Raw genomic sequence first — 4,236 nt, 5'->3', positions numbered from 1 at the left:
GACGTGGGATGTGATCCGCGGAGACTACGGACCGGACGTCACCTTCATCGATCAAGCGCTGGCCTGGGTCTTCGCTCACTACGCCGTGGACCCGGCGCGCATCGCCATCGGCGGTTTCTCCGATGGGGCCTCGTACGCCCTCTCGCTGGGGATCGCCAATGGGGACCTGTTCACCCACGTCCTCGCGTTCTCGCCGGGGTTCGCTGCCCCCGTGGAGCAGCACGGCGAGCCGCGCCTCTTCGTCTCCCATGGGATCCAGGATGCCGTGCTGCCCATCACCGCCTGTAGCCGGCGCCTCGTGCCCCGGCTCCAGAGAGCTGGATACGATGTGCGCTACCACGAGTTCGACGGCCCCCACACCATCCCCCCTGAGATCGCACGCGAGGCGGCGGAGTGGTTCAAGAGCACCCCCCAGCTGCAGCTTCCGCCCAGGTGAGCTGCCAGGTCACTCTTTCTTGCGGAGGACCTCGGCCGGCAGGTTGCGGCGGTTGGGATCCAGGATGACCACCAGAGCCATCACCAAGGGCGATGGCAGCACCACCAGTCCAAGGATGAAGAGGAACCGCAGCACACGAATGAAGAACTTGAAGACGGCGCGCACACGGGCGCGCACCCCTCTGGGGTGAGTCATCACAGCTTGCTCCACGAGCTGAAAGGAAAGGCGTTCCAGGAATGGGTCCCTGGAACGGCTCAGTGGAGGAGCGCTCGGTGGGCAATGAAGAGGCGGCGCGGCGGGCCCGGAGGACGCGTCTCCGGGACGCTGGCCTCGGGCGAGGCCCAGGAGGAGAGGAGAGCGAAGTCTCTCCCCGCCTCATGGTGGACATGCGGGGACGCCTCACGCGCTGTGTCCTGCCTGGCGGACTTGCGCTGCTCGAGCGAGAGCGTCACCACGGCCCGGGCCGCTGGGAGCGCATGTGCTGGCATGGCGCCCATGACGAGCGCCAGGCTGGTCAGCCCCAGCCTCAGCCAGCGGGCAATGCGGTGCCAATGTCCGGACATGCGAGCTTCAACGTAGCCATGGGCGCACGTCTGTCAAAGTGACGGTGGCGCCTGGCCGCTGTCAGAACCGGACCTGGACCTCGTAGCGCCGGTTCTTCGCCTTCTTCGCCGCCGTGTCGTCGGGCTTCACGAGCATCTGCTCCGAGCCGCGCCCTACGGAGAGGATCTCGTTCTTGAGGACGCCGCGCGCCACCAGCTCCTTCACGATGACGGCCGCGCGCTTCTCGCTGAGCTGCTTGTTCTTCGCCGCGTCTCCGGCCGAGTCGGTGTGCCCGGAGACCTCGAACTTGTAGTTCTTCACTCCCCCCGAATCGAGCTGCTTCTTGGCGTCCACGAGCACGCCCGCCAGGTTCTTGAGCTTCTGGTCACAGCCGGGCTCCAGCACGTCCGTCCCCGACTTGAAGCTGCACTGGTTCTTGCTCGCCTCCTGCTTCAGCTTGGAGTTGATCTTCTTCTCCAGCGCGGCCTTGGCCGTGTCCCCCACCTGCTTGCCCGCGGCCTTCTTGAACCCATCGAGAGGGCTCTGCGCGAGCGCCACTCCGGGAACTGCCAGCAGCGACACAGCGACCCACAGCGCCTTCAGCCTCATGGCTACCTCCGGTGAGAGAGTACCTGCGCGCCCCAGGCTACCTCCCAATGAGGCCCTCGCGGGGAGGTTGGCGGTCCCAAGGCCGGCAGAGCAGGATGCGCCGCCCGCCCTACCGGAGGATGAGCAACCGTGAGCACGGAACGAAACGAGCGCTGGCAGCAGCTCCTGTCGGGGCACCGCCTGGGCTCCAGGCGCCCGCCCGAGTCCCACGACGAGCGCACCGAGTACGACAAGGACTATGACCGCATCGTCTTCTCCAGCGCCTTCCGTCGACTGCACGACAAGACGCAGGTCTTCCCGCTCTCCACGAGCGACTACACGCGGACCCGGCTGACTCACAGCATCGAGGCCTCGTGTGTAGGGCGCACGCTGGGGCAGCTCGCGGGCAAGGCCCTGCGCCGCCAGGGCATCTTGGATGTCGAGCCCTCCCACCTGGGCACGCTCGTGGCCGCGGCCTGTCTCGCGCATGACATCGGCAACCCGCCGTTCGGCCACTCGGGCGAGGCCGCCATCCAGCACTGGGCCGAGCAGAAGCTCACCCCCTGGTCCTCCCAGTCCTCTGGCGCGCCAGGCCCCTTTGCCTCCGAGGCCGAGTGGCAGGATCTGGTGCGCTTCGAGGGCAACGCGCAGGGCTTCCGCATCCTCAACCGGCTCCAGTCGCGCGAGCGGCAGGGCGGCCTGCGCTACACCGTCTCCACCATCGGCGCCATGAGCAAGTACCCGTGTCCCTCCGTCATCCCCGGCAGGGCCCGGGACAAGCGCCTCATCTCGGAGAAGAAGTTCGGGTACTTCCAGGACGACGCGGAGCTGGCGCGCGAGGCCTTCCAGCGGCTCGGCCTGCCCGAGCGCGGGCCCGGCGCCTTCGCCCGCCACCCCCTGGCCTTCCTCGTCGAGGCCGCGGACGACATCTGCTACGCGATCATCGATCTGGAGGACTCGGCCATGCTGGGGCTCATCCCCCTGGAGAAGGCCTGCGCGCTGCTGGAGGGCGTAGCGCGGATGCGCGAGCTCCCCAGTCCTCCCCAGGAGCTCCAGCCCGAGAGCCGCATGGGCGTGCTGCGCTCGGGCGCCATCGGCGTCCTCATCCAGGAGTGCGTGGCCGTGTTCTCCGAGGCCGTGGAGGCCCTGGAGCAGGGGCGCTGGGAGCAGTCGCTCGTGTCCTCCCGGGAGGCCATGAACCACCAGCTCGAGGAGATCAAGCGCATCACCCGCGAGAAGGGCTACGAGAGCGAGCGCGTCCTCCAGATCGAGAGCGCGGGCTTCAAGACCCTGGGCGGCCTGCTGGACATGTTCGCCTCCGCCATCGTCACGGACACCCCGAACAAGGAGGAGAAGAAGCTGCGCCAGCTGCTCCCGCTCGAGTTCCTCCAGCGGCCAGGCGCGCACGAGCCGGATCGCAACGAGGCCATCCGCCGCCTCTCCCCGTACCAGCGCCTGCTCTGCGTCACCGACTACATCTCCGGCATGACCGATGGCTTCGCCGTGGAGCTCTACCAGCGGCTCTCCGGCATCAAGCTCCCCGCCTGAACCCCGCCGGAAACCTGAGTCAACTGCCACCCGGTTGCAGATGCCTAAAACTGGAAATTTGCGGTATTTCAAAAATAGAAGTCATACATGTAAACCTCATGAATTTGCTTTATCGGGGATTGACCGCCACACGCGAGAGCCTGTAGCTTCACGCGCCGTTTCACCCTGGTGCTCCGAGGCGCCACGTCATCCCAATCCCCCGAGGTCGTATGAAGCGCATCAAGCAAGCTGCGTACACGTTCTCCTTCCTGGCGGTCACCGCGTGCGGTGGCATGGAAGGCCAGGATGTCGACGTCAACGAGTCGAAGCAGGAGATCGGTCAGGTGGCTCAGCTCCTGAGGAGCTCGAAGCCCGTCTTCGGCGAGTACATCGTCGTGCTGAAGGACAACCTCAAGGAAGTGGCGCAGGTAGGCACCCAGAGCATCGCCCAGGAGATGGCCCTCAAGCACCAGGGCCAGGTGTTCATCACCTACAAGTCGGCGCTCAACGGCTTCGCGGTGAGGATGAGCGAGGCGTCGGTCCAGAAGCTGCTCCAGGATCCGCGCGTGGCCTATGTCGAGGAGAACGGCTACGTGGAGGCCGTCGGCACCCAGAGCCCCGCGACGTGGGGCATCGACCGCACGGATCAGCAGAACCTGCCGCTCAACAGCACCTACAACTACGCCAACACGGCCAGCAACGTTCACGCCTACATCGTGGACACGGGCGTGCGGCTGACCCACTCGGAGTTCACCGGCCGCATGGGCAACGGGTTCGACGCGGTGACGTCTGGCGGCAACGCCAATGACTGCCATGGCCACGGAACTCACGTGGCGGGCACCGTGGGCGGAACGACTTACGGCCTGGCCAAGGGCGTGACGATCCACGCGGTGCGCGTGCTGGACTGCAACGGCTCGGGCTCCAACGCGGGCGTGATCGCCGGCGTGGACTGGGTGCGCACCAACCACATCAAGCCGGCCGTGGCCAACATGAGCCTCGGCGGCGGCGCGACGCAGGCACTGGATGACGCGGTGACCAGCGCCATCAACGCGGGCGTGGTGTTCGCCGTCGCGGCGGGCAACGACAACTCGAGCGCCTGCAACTACTCGCCGGCCCGCACTCCGGCCGCCATCACCGTGGGC

General features: G+C 66.9%; 6 protein-coding genes. 3 read left to right on the top strand and 3 right to left on the bottom strand.

Translation table 11 applies throughout. The annotated features are described in order from the left end of the window. Nucleotides 1-436: alpha/beta hydrolase (locus VD972_RS24745; RefSeq protein WP_324991016.1), on the top strand; the 436-nt coding region annotated here is incomplete at its 5' end. A gap of 9 nt (nucleotides 437-445) precedes the next feature. Here the strand turns inward: VD972_RS24745 and VD972_RS24740 are convergent. The 3 genes from VD972_RS24740 to VD972_RS24730 all read right to left on the bottom strand — a co-directional run bounded on the left by VD972_RS24740 (nucleotide 446) and on the right by VD972_RS24730 (nucleotide 1,588). Then, the gene (locus VD972_RS24740) at nucleotides 446-631 is read right to left on the bottom strand and encodes a hypothetical protein (RefSeq protein WP_324991014.1); all 186 of its coding nucleotides are present in this window, start codon (nucleotides 629-631) and stop codon (nucleotides 446-448) included. Between the two features lie 59 nt (nucleotides 632-690). Next, nucleotides 691-999, bottom strand: a complete 309-nt coding sequence (locus VD972_RS24735) for a hypothetical protein (protein WP_324991013.1) — start codon at nucleotides 997-999, stop codon at nucleotides 691-693. A gap of 61 nt (nucleotides 1,000-1,060) precedes the next feature. Beyond that, nucleotides 1,061-1,588: an OmpA family protein gene (locus VD972_RS24730; protein WP_324991011.1), complete on the bottom strand. Its 528-nt coding sequence runs from the start codon at nucleotides 1,586-1,588 to the stop codon at nucleotides 1,061-1,063. Between the two features lie 129 nt (nucleotides 1,589-1,717). Between VD972_RS24730 and dgt the strand changes: the two genes are divergently transcribed. Together dgt and VD972_RS24720 are read left to right on the top strand one after the other, a co-directional pair. Further along, the gene (gene dgt, locus VD972_RS24725; RefSeq protein WP_324991009.1) at nucleotides 1,718-3,115 is read left to right on the top strand and encodes a dGTP triphosphohydrolase; all 1,398 of its coding nucleotides are present in this window, start codon (nucleotides 1,718-1,720) and stop codon (nucleotides 3,113-3,115) included. A gap of 209 nt (nucleotides 3,116-3,324) precedes the next feature. Next, on the top strand, nucleotides 3,325-4,236 hold a 912-nt coding region (locus VD972_RS24720; RefSeq protein WP_324991007.1), incomplete at its 3' end, for a S8 family peptidase.

The sequence above is a fragment of the Hyalangium sp. genome (genome assembly GCF_035629615.1).
Classification (GTDB): Bacteria; Myxococcota; Myxococcia; order Myxococcales; family Myxococcaceae; genus Hyalangium.
Note: the sequence above shows the minus strand (reverse complement) of the source record. Positions and strands in the feature narration are given on the sequence as shown.

Bases quoted from the DNA above. Each gene is read 5' to 3' on its own strand.
- VD972_RS24730 (WP_324991011.1), bottom strand. From the start codon at position 1,588: ATGAGGCTGAAGGCGCTGTGGGTCGCTGTGTCGCTGCTGGCAGTTCCC.
- VD972_RS24735 (WP_324991013.1), bottom strand. From the start codon at position 999: ATGTCCGGACATTGGCACCGCATTGCCCGCTGGCTGAGGCTGGGGCTG.
- VD972_RS24740 (WP_324991014.1), bottom strand. From the start codon at position 631: ATGACTCACCCCAGAGGGGTGCGCGCCCGTGTGCGCGCCGTCTTCAAG.